Annotated in this window: 18 protein-coding genes; 10 read left to right on the forward strand and 8 right to left on the reverse strand. The window is 53.4% G+C overall.

The window, feature by feature from the left end; genetic code table 11:
• Positions 1–52 precede the first annotated feature (52 nt).
• Together clpA and clpS are read right to left on the reverse strand one after the other, a co-directional pair.
• The gene (gene clpA / locus JSN25_RS19355) at positions 53–2,329 is read right to left on the reverse strand and encodes an ATP-dependent Clp protease ATP-binding subunit ClpA (protein ID WP_038641840.1); all 2,277 of its coding nucleotides are present in this window, start codon (positions 2,327–2,329) and stop codon (positions 53–55) included.
• 30 nt (positions 2,330–2,359) lie between these two features.
• Entirely contained in the window at positions 2,360–2,680 is a 321-nt protein-coding gene (clpS, locus tag JSN25_RS19360) for an ATP-dependent Clp protease adapter ClpS (protein ID WP_006683877.1), read from the reverse strand.
• A 323-nt stretch (positions 2,681–3,003) separates the two neighbouring features.
• On the opposite strand from clpS, the gene cspD reads away from it, so the two are divergent.
• A complete protein-coding gene (gene cspD, locus JSN25_RS19365) occupies positions 3,004–3,228 on the forward strand; it encodes a cold shock-like protein CspD (protein ID WP_003036813.1) in 225 nt (74 codons plus the stop codon).
• 74 nt (positions 3,229–3,302) lie between these two features.
• Here cspD and macB read toward each other — a convergent pair whose 3' ends face one another.
• Complete coding sequence (macB, locus tag JSN25_RS19370; RefSeq protein WP_087855946.1) at positions 3,303–5,249, reverse strand: macrolide ABC transporter ATP-binding protein/permease MacB; 1,947 nt, start codon at positions 5,247–5,249, stop codon at positions 3,303–3,305.
• Positions 5,246–6,361 carry a macrolide transporter subunit MacA gene (macA, locus tag JSN25_RS19375; protein ID WP_038641845.1) on the reverse strand — a complete coding sequence of 372 codons (1,116 nt, stop codon included), beginning with the start codon at positions 6,359–6,361 and terminating at the stop codon, positions 5,246–5,248. The genes macB and macA overlap by 4 nt, the downstream gene beginning before the upstream one ends.
• A gap of 160 nt (positions 6,362–6,521) precedes the next feature.
• On the opposite strand from macA, the gene JSN25_RS19380 reads away from it, so the two are divergent.
• The gene (locus tag JSN25_RS19380; RefSeq protein WP_204525265.1) at positions 6,522–7,469 is read left to right on the forward strand and encodes a VirK/YbjX family protein; all 948 of its coding nucleotides are present in this window, start codon (positions 6,522–6,524) and stop codon (positions 7,467–7,469) included.
• Here the strand turns inward: JSN25_RS19380 and JSN25_RS19385 are convergent.
• Positions 7,466–9,124, reverse strand: coding sequence for an ATP-dependent endonuclease (locus JSN25_RS19385; protein ID WP_038641848.1), 1,659 nt, complete (start codon positions 9,122–9,124; stop codon positions 7,466–7,468). The genes JSN25_RS19380 and JSN25_RS19385 overlap by 4 nt on opposite strands.
• Before the next feature lie 371 nt (positions 9,125–9,495).
• Between JSN25_RS19385 and aqpZ the strand changes: the two genes are divergently transcribed.
• The 4 genes from aqpZ (at position 9,496) to hcr (ending at position 14,020) form a co-directional block, all read left to right on the forward strand.
• Positions 9,496–10,191 (forward strand): aquaporin Z, encoded by a 696-nt coding sequence (gene aqpZ / locus JSN25_RS19390; RefSeq protein WP_038641851.1) that lies wholly within the window; start codon positions 9,496–9,498, stop codon positions 10,189–10,191.
• Between the two features lie 142 nt (positions 10,192–10,333).
• Complete coding sequence (locus JSN25_RS19395) at positions 10,334–11,233, forward strand: LysO family transporter (protein ID WP_085047906.1); 900 nt, start codon at positions 10,334–10,336, stop codon at positions 11,231–11,233.
• Positions 11,234–11,388: 155 nt separating this feature from the next.
• Positions 11,389–13,041 carry a hydroxylamine reductase gene (hcp, locus tag JSN25_RS19400; RefSeq protein WP_121529265.1) on the forward strand — a complete coding sequence of 551 codons (1,653 nt, stop codon included), beginning with the start codon at positions 11,389–11,391 and terminating at the stop codon, positions 13,039–13,041.
• A gap of 10 nt (positions 13,042–13,051) precedes the next feature.
• Positions 13,052–14,020: an NADH oxidoreductase gene (gene hcr / locus JSN25_RS19405; RefSeq protein WP_121529266.1), complete on the forward strand. Its 969-nt coding sequence runs from the start codon at positions 13,052–13,054 to the stop codon at positions 14,018–14,020.
• Positions 14,021–14,086: 66 nt separating this feature from the next.
• Here the strand turns inward: hcr and JSN25_RS19410 are convergent, their stop codons facing one another.
• Complete coding sequence (locus tag JSN25_RS19410; RefSeq protein ID WP_038641863.1) at positions 14,087–14,521, reverse strand: DoxX family protein; 435 nt, start codon at positions 14,519–14,521, stop codon at positions 14,087–14,089.
• A gap of 153 nt (positions 14,522–14,674) precedes the next feature.
• Between JSN25_RS19410 and poxB the strand changes: the two genes are divergently transcribed.
• From poxB to JSN25_RS19430, 4 genes are all read left to right on the forward strand, one after another.
• Positions 14,675–16,393: a ubiquinone-dependent pyruvate dehydrogenase gene (gene poxB, locus JSN25_RS19415; RefSeq protein WP_137347124.1), complete on the forward strand. Its 1,719-nt coding sequence runs from the start codon at positions 14,675–14,677 to the stop codon at positions 16,391–16,393.
• Between the two features lie 36 nt (positions 16,394–16,429).
• Complete coding sequence (gene ltaE, locus JSN25_RS19420) at positions 16,430–17,431, forward strand: low-specificity L-threonine aldolase (RefSeq protein ID WP_087855942.1); 1,002 nt, start codon at positions 16,430–16,432, stop codon at positions 17,429–17,431.
• Positions 17,432–17,441: 10 nt separating this feature from the next.
• Positions 17,442–18,872: an SDR family oxidoreductase gene (locus JSN25_RS19425; RefSeq protein WP_085047902.1), complete on the forward strand. Its 1,431-nt coding sequence runs from the start codon at positions 17,442–17,444 to the stop codon at positions 18,870–18,872.
• A 97-nt stretch (positions 18,873–18,969) separates the two neighbouring features.
• Positions 18,970–19,983: an NAD-dependent epimerase/dehydratase family protein gene (locus JSN25_RS19430; protein ID WP_038641874.1), complete on the forward strand. Its 1,014-nt coding sequence runs from the start codon at positions 18,970–18,972 to the stop codon at positions 19,981–19,983.
• On the opposite strand, the gene JSN25_RS19435 is transcribed toward JSN25_RS19430, so the two are convergent.
• Positions 19,980–20,810, reverse strand: coding sequence for an N-acetylmuramoyl-L-alanine amidase (locus JSN25_RS19435; RefSeq protein ID WP_150345194.1), 831 nt, complete (start codon positions 20,808–20,810; stop codon positions 19,980–19,982). The two genes, JSN25_RS19430 and JSN25_RS19435, sit on opposite strands and share 4 nt — an antisense overlap.
• Positions 20,807–21,130: a heavy metal-binding domain-containing protein gene (locus tag JSN25_RS19440; RefSeq protein ID WP_001160725.1), complete on the reverse strand. Its 324-nt coding sequence runs from the start codon at positions 21,128–21,130 to the stop codon at positions 20,807–20,809. Before JSN25_RS19440 ends, JSN25_RS19435 begins: the two co-directional genes overlap by 4 nt.
• Positions 21,131–21,155 lie beyond the last annotated feature (25 nt).

Below are 21,155 nucleotides of genomic sequence, written 5' to 3' on the forward strand. Positions count from 1 at the left end.
CTTCAGGCGAAAAAAAACCGGGCATTACGCCCGGCTCATTAGTGATTAGAACTTAATGTGCGGCTTCTGGCTTGTGCTTTTGCGCACTCTGGAAACCATAGGTCAGCTCATTTTTCTCTTTATCCAACTCAACGGTTACCTGACCACCGTCCACCAGCGAACCAAACAGCAGTTCGTTGGCCAATGGTTTTTTCAGGTTGTCCTGAACAACACGCGTCATTGGACGTGCGCCCATCGCGCGGTCATAGCCTTTCTCAGCCAGCCAGTTACGTGCTTCCTGGCTTACTTCCAGCGAGACGCCTTTCTGATCCAGTTGTACCTGCAGCTCGACGATAAACTTATCAACAACCTGATGAATCACCTCGGTAGAGAGATGGTCGAACCAGATAATATTGTCGAGACGGTTACGGAATTCCGGCGTAAACACTTTTTTGATTTCGCCCATCGCATCAGTGCTGTTGTCCTGATGAATAAGCCCAATCGATTTACGCTCGGTCTCACGTACCCCGGCGTTGGTGGTCATGACCAGCACCACATTACGGAAGTCCGCCTTACGGCCATTATTGTCGGTCAGCGTACCGTTATCCATTACCTGCAGCAGCAGGTTAAAGACATCCGGGTGCGCTTTTTCGATTTCATCCAACAGCAGGACCGCATGCGGGTGTTTAATGACCGCGTCGGTCAGCAAACCGCCCTGGTCATAACCGACATATCCCGGAGGCGCGCCAATCAGACGACTGACGGTGTGACGTTCCATATACTCGGACATATCAAAACGCAGCAGCTCAATGCCGAGCGCTTTGGACAGCTGCACCGTGACTTCGGTCTTACCAACGCCAGTCGGTCCGGCAAACAGGAATGAACCGACAGGTTTATGCTCATGGCCGAGACCGGCACGGCTCATTTTGATCGCTTCAGTCAGCGCCTCAATGGCTTTATCTTGTCCGAATACCAGCATTTTCAGACGGTTACCCAGATTTTTCAGCGTATCACGATCGCTCTGCGACACGCTCTTCTCCGGGATACGCGCGATGCGGGCCACCACGGACTCAATATCGGCAACGTTAACGGTTTTCTTGCGTTTGCTGACCGGTAACAGACGCGCACGTGCCCCCGCTTCATCGATCACATCAATGGCTTTATCCGGCAGATGACGATCGTTGATGTATTTCACCGCCAGTTCGACCGCGGCACGCACTGCTTTCGCGGTGTAACGAACGTCATGGTGCGCTTCGTATTTCGGTTTCAGACCGTTGATAATCTGCACGGTCTCTTCTACCGACGGCTCAGTGATATCAATTTTCTGGAAACGGCGCGCTAACGCCCGGTCCTTCTCAAAAATATTGCTGAATTCCTGATAGGTCGTGGAGCCTATCACACGGATTTTACCGCTGGAGAGCAGAGGCTTGATTAAGTTCGCCGCATCCACCTGGCCACCCGATGCCGCACCCGCACCGATAATGGTGTGGATCTCATCAATAAACAGGATGCTGTTGGTATCCTGTTCCAGCTGTTTCAGCAGCGCCTTAAAGCGTTTTTCAAAATCGCCGCGGTATTTGGTGCCCGCCAGCAGCGACCCGATATCCAGAGAGTAAAGGGTGCAGTCCGCCATAACTTCCGGCACGTCGCCCTGAACAATACGCCAGGCAAGGCCTTCGGCAATCGCGGTTTTACCGACGCCAGATTCACCCACCAACAGCGGGTTGTTTTTTCTACGGCGGCAGAGTACCTGAATGGCGCGCTCCAGCTCTTTTTCCCGGCCAATGAGCGGATCAATTCCACCCACACGGGCAAGCTGGTTAAGGTTAGTCGTGAAGTTCTCCATACGGTCCTCCCCGCCAGCTTGCTCTTCGTTATTTGGCTGATTCCCGGAGTCAGAAGACTGACTTGGTTCGTCTTTGCGCGTGCCATGAGAAATAAAATTCACCACGTCCAGACGACTCACTTCATGCTTACGCAGCAGATAGGCCGCCTGAGATTCCTGCTCGCTAAAGATAGCTACCAGAACATTTGCGCCGGTAACTTCATTGCGCCCGGAGGACTGAACATGAAAGACCGCGCGTTGCAGTACACGCTGAAAACTCAACGTTGGCTGCGTGTCGCGCTCTTCTTCACTGGCAGGCAATACGGGTGTGGTTTGTTCAATGAAGGCTTCGAGTTCCTGACGGAGCGCCACCAAATCCACAGAACACGCTTCCAGCGCTTCGCGGGCCGATGGGTTACTGAGCAACGCCAGTAACAAGTGCTCGACGGTCATAAACTCATGTCGGTGCTCGCGCGCTCTGGCGAAAGCCATGTTTAAACTGAGTTCCAGTTCTTGATTGAGCATAGGCACCTCCCCCAATATTTATGCCTGCATTCAGGCTTTTTCCAGCGTACACAGCAACGGATGCTCGTTCTCCCTTGCATATTTGTTCACCATCGCGACTTTGGTTTCAGCCACTTCGGCAGTGAATACGCCGCAGATAGCTTTACCTTGATAGTGAACTGCAAGCATCAGTTGCGTTGCACGTTCTACATCATAAGAAAAGAATTTTTGTAACACGTCAATAACAAACTCCATCGGAGTGTAATCATCATTGATTAATATCACTTTATACATAGATGGCGGTTTTAGCGCGTCGCGCAATTTGTCTTCCGCCAGCAGATCGAAATCCAGCCAGTCGTTCGTCTTACTCATTGTCAGTCGTCATCTTCAGTTACGGTTTCCGGCAGAAAATGTTGCCGCTGACAAGCAGCCTATGCACACACTCAATCTACCTCAAGTATTAGATAACTATCATCTATTAGTGTCATCCGCGACATCTGTCACAGAACCGACAATAGCGTTAACTGCTTCAAATTTTGATGCATTTTTACCCTATTCCATCCGTCTGACGCTTGACGCCCCGCCTGATTTCTCTAAATTGTAGTTTCGAGAGTTGGCGAGGTTTTGAACAGCCCCCACTCCGCAACCGGTTCATTCCATCTTACTTATATAAGATCTACGAAGGATGTCGAAGTATGGAAACGGGTACTGTTAAGTGGTTCAACAACGCCAAAGGGTTTGGTTTCATCTGCCCCGAAGGCGGCGGCGAAGACATTTTCGCCCATTACTCCACCATTCAGATGGATGGTTACAGAACGCTAAAAGCCGGACAGTCTGTCCAGTTTGATGTCCACCAGGGGCCAAAAGGCAATCATGCCAGTGTCATCGTGCCTGTCATTGAAGCAGAAGCCGTCGCTTAACCCTTCTGTTTCATTGTGTACATCCCGCAGTCAAAATGCCAGCCCTTGCGGCTGGCATTTTTATCTCTGTAACATTATTCCCGCGCCAACGCATCTACCGGATCAAGCCGCGCTGCATTACGCGCCGGTAACCAGCCAAACAAAATTCCGGTAGCGGTTGAGCACAGAAATGCCGTGAGCAGCGCAACGGGTGAGAAGCCAATTTCCCAGCCGGGCAGGAATAACTGTAGCGTAAAGGCGATCAGCATCGACAACGTAATGCCCAACGCGCCGCCAACCAGACATACCAGCACCGCTTCAATGAGGAACTGTTGCAGCACATCACTGGCGCGCGCGCCAACCGCCATACGAATGCCAATCTCGCGCGTTCGTTCGGTTACCGAAACCAGCATAATATTCATCACGCCGATTCCACCTACCACCAGCGAAATGACCGCCACCAGCGTCAGGAAGAGTTGCAATGTACGTGTGGTCTTTTCGGCGGTTTTCAAGACGCCGTCCATATTCCAGGTAAAGAAATCTTTCTTCCCATGGCGTAACGACAACAGACGGGTAAGTTGCTGCTCAGCCTGAGCGCTATCAAAACCGTCCTTCACTCGCACGGTGATTGAGTTCAGCCACGATTGCCCCATAATTCGCCCGGACATGGTGCTGTAAGGCAGCCAGACCCGCAGGATCTTACTACTGCCGAACATCGACTGTTTCTCCTCTGCAACGCCAATCACCGTAGCAGGCATATTTCCCACCAAAATGACCTCGCCCACCACCTTCGCTTTGTTGGGGAACAACTGACGTCGGGTATTACTGTCAAGCACCACCACCTGCGCCCGGCCAGCCAGTTGCTCAGCGTTAAAGGTGGTGCCTTCGCTAAACGTCATGCCATAGACGTTGAAATAGTCGCCGCTAACGCCGTTCGCACTGGCTGCCACGTCAATATTACCGTAGCGTAACCGCAGGTTCTTCGACACCGCAGGCGTCACCGAACTTACCCAGGGCTGTTTCTGCAGCGCGGTTAAATCGTCATATTTCAGCGCCTGTTGATACTGCGGATCGTCATCGCCGAAATCTTTGCCGGGATAGATATCAATGGTATTGGTACCGATAGCGCGAATGTCTGCCAGCACCAGCTGTTTTGCCGCATCCCCCACCACCACAATTGAAACCACCGAAGCAATACCGATGATAATCCCCAGCATGGTCAGCAGCGTACGCATCTTATTCGCAGCCATTGCCAGCCAGGCCATGGTGAGCGCTTCGCGAAAACCGCTGATAAACTGACTCCAGCCGGATACTGTTTTCACTGTTGATTCGGAGATTTCGCGTCCGCCAGAAGATTTGTGCGGCGGCGGATTACGTACGATCTCTCCGTCGCGAATTTCAATGACGCGCTCGGCCTGCGCGGCGACCTGGCTGTCGTGCGTAACGATAATTACCGTATGTCCGCGATCGCGAAGTTGATGCAAAATCGCCATCACCTCTTCGCCAGAATGGCTATCCAACGCGCCGGTGGGTTCGTCGGCAAGAATAACCTGCCCACCGTTCATCAACGCACGCGCAATACTGACCCGCTGCTGCTGACCACCGGAAAGCTGGGAAGGCTGATAGTCAACCCTGTCGCCCAGCCCCAGCCGCTGGAGTAATTCCTGCGCACGAGCCAGACGTTGCTTACGTTCAGTCCCGGCATAGACCGCTGGCACCTCAACGTTTTGCGCGGCGGTTAAATGCGACAGCAAATGATAACGCTGGAAGATAAAACCGAAATGCTCGCGTCGCAGTTGCGCTAACGCATCGCTATCGAGGGTGGAGACATCGCGCCCGGCCACCCGATACGTGCCGCTGGTAGGCTTATCAAGACAACCGAGAATGTTCATCAGCGTCGATTTACCCGAGCCAGACGCGCCGACAATCGCCACCATTTCACCGGCCTGAATGCTCAAGGAAACGTCCTTTAACACCTCGACCTGCCCTTCGCCTGACGGGTAACTGCGGCGGATATTGCTCAGCTCAAGCAATGCCGTCATTTCGCCGCTCCTGGATTGCCCTCGCCGGTAATGACTTCATCTCCCTCTTCCAGCCCCTTCACAATCTCCACATCGGTGTCATTGCGCGCGCCGATCACCACCTCACGCTCGCGGGTTTCGCCGTTACGCAGCAGCCTGACGTTATAGCGATTATTGCCAATAGGATCGCCCAGCGCCGACAGCGGGATAGTCAGGACATTTTTGACATCCGTGAGCTGGATATGGACCTGTGCAGTCATATCCAGACGCAGGATCCCTTTCGGGTTAGGCACTTCAAAGCGGGCATAGTAGAAAATCGCATCATTCACTTTTTCCGGCGTCGGCAGGACATCTTTCAGCGTACCTTCGTAGCGCGTCTGCGGATCGCCCAGGACGGTGAACCAGGCTTTTTGTCCGGGATGCAGGTGAATAACATCCGCCTCGGAAACCTGCGCTTTCACCAGCATGGTACTCATGTCTGCTAACGTCAGAATGTTAGGTGCCTGCTGGGCGGCAATAACGGTTTGTCCTTGCAGGGTGGTTATTTGCGTAACCTCACCCGCCATCGGCGCCACAATGCGGGTGTAATCAAGGTTGGTCTTTGCTGTATCAAGAGAGGCTTGATTACGTTTAATCTGTGCATCAATGGTGCCGATTTGCGCCTGTTTGACCGCCATCTCGGTAGCCGCGGTATCGAGATCCTGTTGTGAAACCGCCTGGGTTTTCGCCAACTGTTGCTGACGGGAAAGCGTCACCCGCGCCAGCTTCCACTCGGCTTCAGCCTGTAAACGCTGAGCGCGTAATTCCATCAGCGTCGCTTCAACCTCTTTGATCTGGTTTTGCGCCTGTTCAGGATCGATAACGCCAAGCAGTTGATCTTTTTTTACTTTATCGCCAATCGCGACCGACAGCGTTTTTAACTGCCCACTGACCTGCGCCCCGACGTCAACTTTACGCAGCGCATCCAGTTTCCCGGTTGCCAGTACGCTTTGCTGAAGATCGCCTGGACGAACAATTAACGTTTGATACTGAGGTAAAGGCGCATTAAGCGTTCGCCATAGTGCAATTATCGCCACAATAAGGATGATAGCGAAGATAAAATAGCGTTTTTTGATTTTTCCCTTGAGCTTCATAAATGTCCCAATTTCCCCCAATACGTCCATCAGAGTGGAGTGTTAAACGTCAACGTTAAATAAATAGCCGTTGAAAAGCGCAAGAATAACAGAGTTATTGATGAATGGTTAAGATCCGCTGTGCTGAAATTAATGCCAGGGTATCAATCGGATTTATATTATGAGTCAACTAACTGAAAGCGCTTTTCTTTCCAGCAAACCCATCACCAGCTTGAGTCTTTTTTACAGCCTGAGCCGCGGTCAATTACGGCCTGCACAGTGTTGGGATAAACGGAGCTTTCGGCGTAAGTTTATCTGGCGTTCATTGCTGATACCTCGCCTTACCCAGGAATGGATGACTGAACTGGCGCAGTGGCCCGAGCTTGAAGACCTGCTCGCCCGTCAACCCCGACTGCCCGTTCGTCTGCATCGTCCTTACCTTGCCGCCAACTTCGATCCCAGAATGCGATTAGATGCGGTGCGTTTTCATTATCATGTTATCCGCCATGCATTTTTACCTGGTGAATTTAACACTTTATTAAGTCATGACGGCTTACAGTTGGCGCAAATTGCAGGCAAAGATAACGAGATATTTACCGTGACCATGATGATGTTTCCGGTACTGGATAAAGAGGGTGAAAGTACCATTCTGGTGCGAAATGGCGATGGTGACGAACTGACTAAAATGACATTTACGTTCTGCGAATATAATGGGAAAAGTACATTATTTATCGGCGGCATGCAGGGCAATTCACAACTTCCGCACGAAGCAACACAAAAAGCGACCAAATCCTGTCACGGAATATTCCCCAAACGCCTTGTTATGGAAGCCATTTGTCGTTTAGCGGAACAATTGAATATCGAAAAGGTAATGGCTGTCAGTAACGAGCAGCATATCTTTCGCAGTCCGCGTTACAACGATAAAAACAAAGTGATTCTTTCCGACTACAACGCATTTTGGGCGTCGCTTGGCGGCGAGTGCGACAGCCGCGGGTACTATCATATTCCGCGTGCGCTGGCACGAAAAAGCGAAGCGGAGATTGCCAGTAAAAAACGCGCAGAATACCGCCGTCGCTATCAGCTACTGGACAGCATCCACGCGCAGCTGTCGTCGATGTTTCGCCACTAATCCGCTCTGCCGCGTGCCAGCCACAGCACGCGGGAAAACATTTTCCGCAACAAAGTGGGAACGGCGTCTACACCACGCCGCCCTGCTTCCATCGCCACCTCGATCGCCAGATCCGGTTTTGACGAACGATGAATCGCCTTGGAGATAATTTTGCGCATATTCATTGGCACGTTTTCCGGGATCTGCGCGACGCGATGAAAGACATCGGCGAACCCCTGACGATACATAAAGTGTTCCATATCCAGCGCGGGGAGCATGGTTAAATGATCGCGCTCCTCCTCTCTGTCGTTATTCAATAAACCGCGCACCGTGGCGGCATACTTTTTCCCCGCTTCATCGCCATCGACCAGCACGTGCCATTCAATTCCCATCCGGCGGGCAAACTTAACCAGTGGTTTAAGGCCTGACTGAGCAAATTCAATGACTTTAATGCCTTCCGCATCAAAGTGGTGTCCGCACTGGCGGGCCAGCTCGTTAATGACCCAGGTTTCCGTTTCGCCTTCCACCAGCAGCCAGCAGCGGGCAAACAGTGAAGATGCGCGATTGAAACGAATATGGAAAGCAATACGCCGACCGTCCTCCGCGCTGATCCCACCCGGCCCCAGTCGCCAGGCGGCGACGCGGGATGACTCACGCACCAGACGGACAACATGTTCCACCGGCGTGAGAGACAGCAACTCACCGGAGTTGGTGGTCGCCACCCGCTGGAGAGGAAGTAGATTCAGCAGGTGCCAGGCAACCGACAACATGATGGGATGTAAACGCGTTTCCGGGTCTTCTATCAGCAATAAAGGCCGGGCATCTTTATCCAGCCTTAACGTGCCTTTGGCCTGCAACAGCGTCGAGAACAGTCCCAACAGGATAACGCGATGCGTTCGTCCGCCAGGTTTATCAATCATGCGGTTAATGATATCCAGATAGCGCCAGCTACGTTGCTCGTTATTGGAGCGGCGGCGCATCAGGCGATAGCGGGACTGACCAGAACCCTGCTCAGAAAAATAGTGCTCTAATAGCTGCACCATAGCCGACAGCCCCTGACGAATCTGCCCATCGGTCAGGTTTTGTGGTCGGGTAGCCAGTTCACGCGCCAGAAAATCCAGCTGGCGAGCGGTCACTTCAACATCCGCCGAATCCGGCACCGTACCGTTACGAATGCGCCGCATAAAACGCGCGTCACGCAGACGCAACACAGGCATCAGACGCACGAGATGCCGCGCCAGATCGTTAATGTCGTCGAGATTTAGCGGATGACCATCACTATCAAGAAAACTACGTAGCGTCAGGACGGTCCCATCATCCGCGCATTCGCCCTCCAGACGATAGAATATACGGTGATAGCTATCGTGGCACGGCGTCCAGCAGGCTTCCAGAGGACGGTAGCGACGAACCCGATGACGACCCGGCTGAGATTCACGAAACGTCAGGATAATGTGCAAATGATGTTCCCGGCCCTGTATATCCCCCGGCGGGAACCAAAAATCATCGCGGTCAAAGTGGTACAAATCAGATTCCGGCGACAGCAGCAAGGTTAAGGCATCCAGCAGACTGGACTTCCCCCACGCGTTCTCCCCAATCAGTACGTTACTCTGCTCAAGCATCAACGACAGGCGGTTAATACCACGAAATCCAACAATCTCAACGCGTTCGAGAATCATATAGCCTCCGGAAATGCTAACTTTTTCCTTCAAGTTATCAGGAGTATAACGTTAACCGAGCGCTCAGGGCACCCGATATCATCAGGAGGTTAATCGCAGAAATCAAAAAAATTAAGAATATTCTTCTTATGTTTTCCTGTGATTATAATTTCTGAGCTCAATCATCATTTTTAGCTAATTGAACTATGCTTCATTCATCCAATATTCAAAAAGGAATCACGACATATTGCCTTAAATCAAATTTTTTCATCAATTTAACTGGCGAAGGGATGATGTTTTTTTCTAAAATACCCGCTCTTTCATCATCGTCCCTTTAAGCGATGAATTACCGGGCAAGGAATACGAACCCGGAACTTTTAATTGAGGTGGTTATGTTCAGGAAATTAGCAGCCGAATTCTTCGGTACGTTTTGGCTCGTCTTTGGTGGGTGCGGTAGCGCAGTACTGGCCGCAGCATTCCCGGAATTGGGAATTGGATTCACCGGTGTCGCATTGGCATTTGGTCTGACCGTATTAACTATGGCCTTTGCCGTGGGCCATATTTCAGGTGGACATTTTAACCCGGCAGTAACCTTCGGTTTATGGGCTGGCGGTCGCTTCCCGGCGAAAGACGTTATTGGATATGTTATTGCGCAGGTTGTGGGCGGTATTGTTGCAGCTGCGGCTCTGTATCTAATTGCCAGCGGTAAAGCAGGTTTTGATGCAACCGCCAGCGGTTTTGCTTCGAACGGCTTTGGTGATCATTCACCTGGCGGTTATTCCATGCTTTCTGCTGTTGTAATTGAAATTATTCTGACCGCTGGTTTCTTATTAGTGATCCACGGCGCGACCGACAAACATGCTCCGGCAGGTTTTGCCCCTATTGCAATCGGTCTGGCGTTAACACTGATCCACTTGATCAGCATTCCAGTCACTAATACCTCCGTAAACCCGGCACGTAGTACCGCAGTTGCCATTTTCCAGGGCGGCTGGGCATTGCAACAATTGTGGTTCTTCTGGGTCATGCCAATTATCGGTGGGGTTCTCGGTGGTCTTATTTACCGCACTCTGCTGGAAAAACGCGATTAATCGATAACAAAAAGGCCTGGCGAAAGTCAGGCCTTTTTTTCCTCGCTATATTTCCTTTTATTTGCAACTTTACTCCCCTCTTTGCATTGAGTAGTGTGTGCTTGCGCATTTCGTCTTACATCTCAGCAAGGATCGGGTTTTCATGTTTTCAGGGCTGTTAATCATTCTGGTTCCCCTTATTGTGGGCTACCTTATTCCACTTCGGCACATGGGCGCACTAAAACTCATCAATCGCCTGTTGAGCTGGATCGTCTACCTTATTCTCTTTTTTATGGGCATCAGCCTGGCGTTTCTGGATAATCTCGCCAGCAACCTGTTAGCCATACTTCATTATTCTGCTGTCAGCGTGACGGTTATTTTGCTGTGTAATATCGCCGCGCTGTTCTGGCTGGAGCGTTCACTGCCCTGGCGGCATAACCATCAGCAAGAGAAACTACCGTCGCGGATCGCGATGGCGTTTGAGTCGCTCCAGCTTTGCGGGGTTGTCGTGGTGGGCTTCCTGCTGGGTCTCACCGGTCTTTCCTTTTTGCAGCACGCCACCGAAGCCAGCGAATATACGTTAATCTTTTTACTGTTCCTGGTGGGGATTCAGCTTCGCAACAGCGGCATGACCCTCAAGCAAATCGTGCTGAATCGCCGGGGCATGATTGTTGCCGCCGTCGTCGTCGCCAGTTCGATGCTGGCGGGGGTTATCAATGCGTTGATCCTCGGCCTGCCGGTCAAAACCGCGATGGCGATGGCGTCAGGTTTTGGCTGGTATTCGCTGTCCGGTATTCTGTTAACCGAATCGTTCGGGCCGGTGATTGGCAGTGCCGCCTTCTTTAATGACCTGGCGCGTGAACTGATTGCCATTATGTTGATTCCCGGCATGGTGGGCCGCAGTCGCTCTACCGCGTTGGGGCTATGCGGGGCCACATCGATGGATTTCACCCTGCCGGTTTTACAACGCAGCGGTGGACTGGAAATGGTTCCGGCAGCCATCGTGCACGGTTTTATCCTGAGTCTGTTAGTCCCTCTGTTAATGGCATTTTTCTCCGCCTGACCCTCAAACAAATACCTCTCTGGCGGTAGTCGGCTACCGCCAAAATTGCGCTAAATCAATCTCCTTGCAAGTTGTAGTAGAAATCCCTTTTATCCCTGCGCGCACAGGCATAACCTTAAACATGTATATCAAATATAACTTTAAAAGGTGTGACCATGTTTTGTGTGCAATGTGAACAAACCATCCGTACTCCGGCAGGGAACGGCTGCTCTTACGCGCAGGGTATGTGCGGTAAAACGGCTGAAACCTCCGATTTGCAGGATCTGCTGATTGCTTCCCTACAAGGTCTGTCTGCATGGGCTGTTAAAGCGCGTGAATACGGCATCATCGACCATGACGTTGATAGCTTCGCACCGCGTGCGTTCTTCTCCACGCTGACCAACGTTAACTTCGACTCCCCGCGTATTGTTGGCTATGCCCGTGAAGCAATTGCCATGCGCGACGCGCTGAAAGCACAATGTCTGAACATCGATGCGAACGCAGCGGTCGACAACCCGATGGCCGACCTGCAACTGGTCAGCGACGATCTGGGCGACCTGCAACGTCAGGCAGCGGAATTTACCCCGAACAAAGACAAAGCGGCCATCGGCGAGAACATTCTCGGCCTGCGCCTGCTGTGCCTGTACGGTCTGAAAGGTGCCGCGGCTTACATGGAGCACGCGCACGTTCTCGGTCAGTACGACAACGACATCTACGCCCAGTACCACAAAATTATGGCGTGGCTGGGGACCTGGCCTGCCGACATGAACGCTTTGCTGGAGTGTTCTATGGAAATCGGCCAGATGAACTTCAAAGTGATGAGCATCCTGGACGCCGGTGAAACCACTAAATACGGTCACCCGACGCCGACTCAGGTCAATGTTAAAGCCACCGTTGGTAAATGCATCCTGATCTCCGGTCACGACCTGAAAGATCTCTACAACCTGCTGGAGCAGACCGAAGGTACCGGTGTTAACGTCTATACCCACGGCGAAATGCTGCCGGCACACGGCTACCCGGAACTGCGCAAGTTCAAACATCTGATTGGTAACTATGGCAGCGGCTGGCAGAACCAGCAGGTTGAGTTCGCTCGCTTCCCTGGGCCAATCGTGATGACCTCTAACTGCATCATCGACCCAACCGTGGGCGCCTACGACGACCGTATCTGGACCCGTAGCATCGTCGGCTGGCCGGGTGTGAGCCACCTCGAAGGCGACAACTTCGGTCCGGTCATCGCTCAGGCACAACAGATGGCTGGCTTCCCGTACAGCGAAATCCCGCACCTGATCACCGTAGGTTTCGGTCGTCAGACGCTGCTGGGCGCTGCGGATACGCTGATCGACCTGGTCAGCCGTGAAAAACTGCGTCATATCTTCCTGGTCGGCGGCTGCGATGGCGCGCGCGGCGAACGTAACTACTTCACCGACTTCGCCACCAGTGTCCCGGACGACTGCCTGATCCTGACCCTGGCGTGCGGTAAATACCGTTTCAACAAACTGGAGTTCGGCGATATCGAAGGCCTGCCGCGTCTGGTCGATGCCGGTCAGTGTAACGATGCTTACTCTGCCATCATCCTGGCGGTCACTCTGGCAGAGAAGCTGGGCTGCGGCGTCAACGACCTGCCGCTGTCTCTGGTGCTCTCCTGGTTTGAACAGAAAGCGATTGTGATTCTGCTGACCCTGCTGTCGCTGGGCGTGAAAAACATCGTCACTGGCCCAACAGCGCCTGGTTTCTTCACGCCGGATCTGCTGGCTGTGCTCAACGAGAAATTCGGCCTGCGTTCCGTCACCACCGTTGAAGAAGACATGAAGCAGTTGCTGAGCGCGTAAGGAGTAAAGAATGACAATGCCAACTCATCAGTGCCCATGGCGGATGCAGGTGCATCACATCCACCAGGAAACGCCGGATGTATGGACGATTTCGTTGCTGTGCCACGACTATTATCCGTACCGCGCCGGGCAGTATGCACTGGTCAGCGTACGTAATTCAGCGGAAACGCTGCGTGCTTACACCATTTCATCTACCCCGGGAGTAAGCGAGTACATTACGCTGACCGTTCGCCGGATTGACGATGGCGCAGGTTCACAGTGGCTGACCCGTGACGTGAAGCGCGGCGACTATATCTGGCTGTCCGATGCCATGGGTGAATTTACCTGTGAAGATAAGGCGGAAGATAAGTTCCTGATGCTGGCTGCCGGTTGCGGCGTGACGCCAATCATGTCAATGCGTCGCTGGTTGGCAAAGTACCGCCCACAGGCCGATGTGCAGGTGATCTTTAACGTTCGTTCACCGCAAGATGTTATTTTTGCCGACGAATGGCGTGACTATCCGGTGACGCTAGTCGCTGAAAACAATGCCACCCACGGTTTTGTTTCTGGCCGACTGACGACCGATCTGCTGAAAAGCGTGCCGGATCTGGTCTCTCGTACCGTGATGACCTGCGGCCCGGCGCCGTATATGGATCTGGTCGAGAAAGAAGTCAAAGCACTGGGCGTGACGCGCTTCTTTAAAGAGCAGTTCTTCACGCCAGTTGCCGAGGCCGCCACCAGCGGTCTGAAGTTCACCAAGCTGCAACCGGCGAAAGAGTTTTACGCGCCGGTGGGCAGTACGCTGCTGGACGCGCTGGAAAGCAATAAAGTGCCGGTCGTTGCCGCATGTCGTGCGGGCGTTTGCGGCTGCTGCAAAACCAAAGTGGTTGACGGTAACTACACGGTCAGCAGTACCATGACGCTGACGGATGCAGAAATAGCCGAAGGCTATGTACTGGCCTGCTCCTGTCATCCGCAGAGCGATTTAGTACTCGCTTAATCTGTAAAATACTCCTTCGTAGCTGCTCCAGGCCGGATAATGCGTTTACGCCATATCCGGCCTTTTTTACCGCCAGGCCGAATTTCCTGCCACCGAGAAACGCCCCGCCCCTAAAAACGCGACAGCCAATGCCCCGATAAAGAAGTACACCAGACTCTCGATCGCCCATGCGCCGGTTTTGTCCAGTGACCAGGTTTCGCCCATCCCGACCATCAGCCACGCCACCACCATCGTAAACGCCAGCCCCAATGCCGCCGGACGGGTCAGGATCCCCAGAATAATCAGGCAAGGCGCAACGACCTCCCCCAACAGAACGCCGTAAGCAATAAAGCCCGGAAAACCTTTCGCTATCAGCATGCCGCTGATGCCCTCAATACCGGAGAACAATTTATGTAAGCCATGAAACAGCATCAGCCCGCCGACAGCGATGCGTAACAGAAACTTGCCAAAGTCTTCATGAGTCAGCGTTCGGTTAACTGCATTTAATAGTTTAGTAACCATTTGAATTCATTCCTTGTTTCACCATGCCAGATATCAAACTACGCGTTATCTGCTCGAAATGTAAGCTGCCGAAAATAAGGGGGAAATGAGAAGCATAACTATCATCTTCATCTAAACTTGTAACCGGTATCACATTAAAGGAGATGGAAAACCATGAAACAAACGGTTGCCGCTTTTATTGCTAAAACCCTCGAACAAGCTGGCGTTAAACGCATTTGGGGCGTGACGGGCGACTCATTAAATGGTCTTAGTGACAGTCTTAATCGTATGGGAACGATTGACTGGATGCCGACCCGTCATGAAGAAGTTGCCGCCTTCGCCGCTGGCGCAGAGGCGCAGCTAACCGGCGAACTGGCCGTCTGTGCCGGTTCATGTGGACCAGGGAACCTGCACCTGATCAATGGGCTGTTTGATTGTCACCGCAACCATGTTCCGGTCCTGGCGATTGCCGCACATATCCCTTCCAGTGAGATCGGCAGCGGTTATTTTCAGGAGACCCACCCGCAAGAGTTGTTCCGCGAATGTAGCCACTATTGCGAGCTGGTTTCCAGCCCTGAACAGATCCCACAGGTACTCGCCATTGCCATGCGTAAAGCCGTATTAAATCGTGGCGTCTCAGTCGTGGTATTACCCGGCGACGTCGCGCTGAAGCCCGCGCCGGAAAGCGCCAGCACACACTGGTATCATGCACCGTTGCCGGTGGTCACCCCGGCTGAAGAAGAACTCAGAAAACTGGCGCAACTGCTGCGTTATTCCAGCAATATCGCCCTGATGTGCGGCAGCGGCTGTGCCGGCGCGCATCAAGAACTGGTTGAGTTTGCGGCAAAAATCAAAGCGCCGATTGTCCACGCCCTGCGGGGTAAAGAACACGTCGAATACGATAACCCGTATGACGTCGGTATGACCGGGCTGATTGGCTTTTCATCCGGATTCCACACCATGATGAATGCCGACACGCTGATCCTGCTCGGCACCCAGTTCCCCTATCGCCCGTTCTATCCGACCGACGCCAAAATTATTCAGATTGATATCAATCCGGCGAGCATCGGCGCGCATAGTAAAGTTGATATGGCGCTGGTGGGCGATATTAAATCCACTCTCCGCGCCCTGCTGCCGCTGGTGGAGGAAAAAACCGAGCGGAAGTTTTTGGACAAAGCGCTGGAGCACTATCGTGAGGCGCGCAAGGGTCTGGATGATTTAGCCAAACCGAGCGACAAAGCCATTCATCCGCAGTATCTGGCGCAGCAGATCAGCCATTTTGCCGCTGACGACGCGATCTTTACCTGCGATGTTGGTACCCCGACGGTTTGGGCGGCACGCTATCTGAAAATGAACGGCAAACGCCGCCTGCTCGGGTCGTTTAACCACGGGTCGATGGCGAACGCTATGCCACAGGCGCTCGGGGCCCAAGCGACCGAACCGGGACGCCAGGTCATCGCCATGTGCGGTGACGGCGGTTTTAGCATGCTGATGGGCGATTTTCTGTCGGTTGTCCAGATGAAGCTGCCGGTGAAGATTATCGTCTTCAACAACAGCGTGCTGGGATTTGTGGCGATGGAGATGAAGGCTGGCGGTTATCTGACCGACGGCACGGAGCTGCACGACACAAACTTCGCGCGGATTGCCGAAGCCTGCGGCATTACGGGCATTCGTGTGGAGAAATCCTCAGAGGTCGATGAAGCGCTGCAAAGGGCGATGTCGATTGACGGTCCGGTGCTGGTCGACGTGGTGGTGGCGAAAGAAGAGTTAGCCATCCCGCCGCAGATCAAACTCGAACAAGCGAAAGGTTTTAGCCTGTATATGTTGCGCGCAATCATCAGTGGACGCGGTGATGAAGTGATGGAACTGGCGAAAACGAACTGGCTCAGGTAAAACAGAGGGCATTACCTCACTAAAAAAGGAATGCCCGTGATTGATTTACGCAGTGATACCGTAACCCGGCCGAGTCGCGCCATGCTGGAAGAGATGATGGCCGCCCCGGTCGGGGACGACGTATACGGAGATGACCCTACCGTTAACGCTCTCCAGCAATACGCTGCTGAGCTTTCCGGCAAAGAAGCTGCTATTTTCTTACCTACCGGCACTCAGGCGAACCTGGTTGCGCTGCTCAGCCACTGCCAGCGTGGTGAAGAGTATATTGCAGGCCAGGGCGCACATAACTATCTCTACGAAGCGGGCGGCGCTGCGGTGCTCGGCAGCATCCAGCCGCAGCCTATCGATGCCGCGCCGGATGGCACCTTACCGCTGGAGAAAGTGGCGGCAAAAATCAAAGCGGATGATATCCATTTTGCCCGCACACGTCTGCTTAGTCTGGAAAACACCCACAACGGCAAAGTGCTGCCACGCGAGTATCTGAAAGATGCCTGGGAATTCACTCGTGAGCGCAATCTGGCCCTGCACGTTGATGGCGCGCGTATTTTTAACGCCGTCGTCGCTTACGGCTGTGAGCTGAAAGAGATCGCGCAATACTGCGACTCGTTCACCATTTGTCTCTCTAAAGGTCTGGGAACGCCGGTAGGCTCACTGCTGGTCGGTAGTCACGACTACATTAAACGCGCCATCCGCTGGCGTAAAATGACCGGAGGCGGAATGCGTCAGGCCGGGATTCTGGCGGCGGCCGGACTGTATGCGTTGAAAAATAACGTGGCGCGTTTACAGGAAGACCATGACAACGCGGCCTGGATGGCGGAACAACTGCGCGAAGCAGGCGCAGACGTCATGCGTCACGATACCAACATGCTGTTTGTCCGCGTTGGCGAAGAACACGCTGCTGCGCTGGGCGAGTACATGAAGGCGCAAGGGGTACTGATTAACGCCTCCCCGATTGTACGCCTGGTGATGCATCTGGACGTATCGCGTGAACAACTTGCTGAAGTCGCCGCCCACTGGCGCGCTTTTTTAACTCGCTAAGGAGATAGGCGTGCCGCAACGGATTTTGGTTCTTGGCGCCAGTGGCTACATTGGTCAGCATCTGGTACAGGCGCTCAGTCAGCAAGGGCACCAGGTACTGGCTGCGGCACGCCGGATTGAACGGCTGGAAAAACTGCAACTGGCCAACGTCAGTTGCCACAAAGTCGACTTAATCTGGCCTGATAACCTGACGCCGCTGCTGACGGATGTTGATACGGTTTATTACCTGGTCCATGGCATGGGCGAAGGCGGTGATTTTATCGCTCATGAGCGCCAGGTCGCGATGAACGTGCGTGATGCGCTACGTAGCATCCCCGTCAAACAGCTTATTTTCCTGAGCTCATTACAGGCTCCGCGACATGAACAATCCGATCATCTGCGTGCGCGGCAGATAACCGCAGACATCCTGCGCGAAGCAGGCGTGCCGATGACCGAATTACGGGCAGGCATTATCGTCGGGGCGGGTTCCGCCGCTTTTGAAGTGATGCGCGATATGGTCTACAACCTACCGGTACTTACGCCTCCGCGCTGGGTACGTTCGCGTACTACGCCCATCGCGCTGGAAAATTTGATGTACTATCTGGTGGCGCTGTTGGACCATCCCACAAGCCATCACCGCGTACTCGAAGCCGCAGGGCCGCAGATATTAAGCTATCAGGAACAGTTCGAGCATTTCATGGCCGTCAGCGGCAAACACCGCTTGTTGATCCCTATCCCGTTTCCGACCAGTTGGATTTCGGTGTGGTTTTTGAATGTTATTACGTCGGTACCGCCCACTACGGCAAAGGCGCTGATACAAGGCTTAAAGCATGACCTGCTGGCCGATGACGCTGAGCTACGCGCGCTGATCCCGCAAAAGCTGATCGCCTTTGATGACGCAGTGCGCAGCACGCTGAAAGAAGAAGAGAAGCTGGTTAACTCCAGCGACTGGGGGTATGACGCTCAGGCATTCGCCCGTTGGCGTCCCGAATATGGCTATTTTGCCAAACAGGCTGGCTTTAGCGTCGACACCTCCGCCAGTCTGAAAGCGCTGTGGCAGGTGGTGAACCGACTCGGCGGGAGAGAGGGCTATTTCTTTGGCAATTTTTTGTGGAAGACGCGCGCCGCGCTGGATCTGCTGGTCGGCCATAAGCTGGCAAAAGGGCGCCCGGAAAACCCGTTGTTGCAGGTTGGCGATGCCGTGGATAGCTGGAAAGTAATCATCGTTGAGCCAGAAAAACAGCTCACACTGCTGTTTGGCATGAAAGCGCCGGGATTAGGCCGTTTAAGCTTTACACTGGAAGATAAAGGCGATCATCGGCGCATTGATGTACGCGCCTGGTGGCATCCGCACGGCATGCCCGGTCTTTTCTACTGGTTGTTGATGATCCCGGCCCATCTGTTCATTTTCAGAGGGATGGCAAAGCGTATCGCCAAACTTGCAGAACAAATCACAGACTAATGACAAAAAGAGACTGTATTCTTTCACGTTTCCCATTGCATACAGGCGTATTTCACGGAAGAATGCGCACGACGTTTTTTAAACACAGTGGATTGATATGAAGGTACTGGTTACCGGAGCCACCAGCGGCTTGGGCCGAAATGCGGTTGAGTTTCTATGCAGCAAAGGCGTCAGCGTCAGAGCCACCGGTCGCAACGAAGCGATGGGCAAGCTGCTGGAGAAAATGGGCGCAGAATTTGTGCATGCGGATTTGACCGAACTGGTCTCTTCGCAGGCAAAGGTCATGCTCGCAGGTATCGACACGCTGTGGCACTGCTCCAGTTTTACCTCGCCGTGGGGAACGCAGGAAGCCTTCGATCTGGCCAACGTTCGTGCTACCCGCCGTCTGGGCGAATGGGCCGTTGCCTGGGGCGTACGTAACTTTATCCATATCTCCTCTCCGTCACTCTATTTTGACTATCACCATCATCGGGATATCAAAGAGGACTTCCGGCCACATCGCTTCGCCAATGAATTCGCCCGCAGTAAAGCGGCTGGTGAAGATGTGATTGCGCTGCTCGCGCAGGCTAACCCGCAGACCCGCTTCACGGTATTGCGTCCACAAAGTCTGTTCGGACCTCACGATAAAGTTTTTATCCCCCGTCTGGCCCACATGATGTACCACTACGGCAGCATCCTGTTGCCGCACGGTGGAAGTGCGTTGGTGGATATGACCTATTATGAGAACGCGGTACACGCAATGTGGCTGGTAAGCCAGGAAGCTTGCGATAACCTGCCGTCAGGCCGCGCATACAACATTACTAACGGCGAGCATCGAACGCTGCGCAGTATCGTGCAGAAGCTGATCGACGAGTTGAATATTGATTGCCGAATCCGCTCGGTGCCCTACCCGATGCTGGACATGATTGCTCGCAGCATGGAGCGTCTGGGCAATAAATCGGCGAAAGAGCCAAAGCTTACGCACTACGGCGTCTCGAAGCTGAATTTTGACTTTACGCTGGATACCACCCGCGCTCAGGAAGAGTTAGGTTACCAGCCCATCGTCACGCTGGATGAAGGGATTGAGCGTACCGCGGCCTGGCTGCGCGACCACGGTAAGCTGCCGCGTTAACCCTGCCCGTATTTCTCCAGCAAGGCCTCCGCAATCGCCTGCGTTTCTGCATCCGCCACGCCGTTCCACAACGTCGGGCGGAAGTGCATCTGGAATGCCATAATCACTCGCTGCTGTTCACGCGGCGTCATTTCGGGTTTCACCTCATAACCATAGCGCGACAGCAGATCGAGTAACGATGCAGTGTCTACCGGTGTAGACGGCGCTCTCCCGTTGAGATAAAACCCCACGCGCTGAGCATCAGGCCATGCGCCGATTCCCTGTGCAGCCAGCTGTTTCCATGGAAACAATGGGCCAGGATCGTCCTTACGCTGCGGTGCGACGTCCGCATGAGCCACCACGTTTTGCGGCTTGATGTCGTAGCGAGCAATAATGTCCTTCGCCAGTGGGATCAACGCCTGAATCTGCGCTGGCTCAAACGGGGCAAAATATTTCGTTCCCGCCGATTTTTGCCAGCCGCGGTTTTCCAGCTCAATGCCAATCGAGGTATCGTTAATCCGCGTCGCGCCGCGCCAGAAGCTAATCCCGGCATGCCAGGCCAGATCGTTTTCCGGCACCAGTTGCCAGATACGCGGCTTGCCGTGATAAAGCGGCGGCACAGCCGGGATCAGATAGTGCGAACTGACGTTTTTATCGGTCAGCGTAGCCAGAGAAGCGTCAAAATCATCAGCCGTGTAATGGATAACCAGCACTTTGATGCGCGGATAAGCGGCCTGCGCCTGACGGCGGGTATCTAACTGGTATCCGTCTTTATCGACAATCCCTTTTTCGCCAGCACAGCCCGCCAGCAGCAGCGTCAATGCCAGCAGCCACAACAGACGCTTCATCGGCGAGTTTTCACCGCAGTGCCGCTGACGCTCACCATCAACATGCTGCCATCTTTACCCACGGTTTCGTAATCAATGTCGATACCGACGACCGCATCGGCACCCAGCGCTTTCGCCTGCTCACCCAGCTCCTGAAAGGCAATTTCACGCGCTTTACGCAACTCTTTTTCATACGCGCCGGAGCGGCCGCCGACAATATCGCGAATGCCGGCGAAGAAATCGCGGAAGATATTCGCGCCTAAAATCGCTTCGCCCGTCACCACACCGCAGTATTCCACGATGCTCTGCCCTTCAAGCGTTGGGGTAGTTGAAAACTGCATGATTAATCTCCTTTTTGCGCTAACA

It is taken from the genome of Citrobacter cronae (assembly GCF_016893685.1).
Classification (GTDB): domain Bacteria; phylum Pseudomonadota; class Gammaproteobacteria; order Enterobacterales; family Enterobacteriaceae; genus Citrobacter; species Citrobacter werkmanii.